Here is a 442-nt window from a genome sequence, read left to right on the forward strand (position 1 = left end):
GCTCTACACCGTGCTGACTGGCAAAACTGCCGTGATTCGCCGGGTGCCAGTCCTGACTGGCGATAACCGCTTCACCGCGCGACTGGCACCAGTCAATCAGGCGGTTAGCGACATCCACCGTACTGTCACCTTCCGGCACGGCGAGCGCGCCACCAGCACAGAAATCATTTTGTAAATCGACCAGTAACAGGGCGCGAGGGGGCATTACAGTCTCCTTAATCATCCGGCGTCAGTTCGCCGCGCAGGTTTTGGCTCATGGCCTTGCGAATGGTTTCAGTATCCAGTTCCTGGCTAAGCAGGTAATGCAGTTTGGTTAGCGTGGCTTCTACAGTCATATCTGCACCGCCAATTACGCCGGCATGGGCGAGGGCGTTACCGGTGGCATAACCACCCATGTTCACTTTACCGGACATACATTGTGTCAGGTTGACCACCACAATAC

At 55.9% G+C, this 442-nt stretch carries 2 protein-coding genes; both read right to left on the bottom strand.

What is annotated here, in order from left to right:
• The coding region (locus GV819_RS32600; RefSeq protein ID WP_161760120.1) for an isochorismatase family protein at positions 1–205 on the bottom strand (205 nt) is incomplete at its 3' end.
• A gap of 10 nt (positions 206–215) precedes the next feature.
• A partial coding sequence (locus GV819_RS32605; protein ID WP_434738455.1) for a hypothetical protein occupies positions 216–442 on the bottom strand: 227 nt, incomplete at its 5' end.

The organism is Pseudomonas sp. Fl5BN2, from assembly GCF_009908205.1.
Classification (GTDB): domain Bacteria; phylum Pseudomonadota; class Gammaproteobacteria; order Pseudomonadales; family Pseudomonadaceae; genus Aquipseudomonas.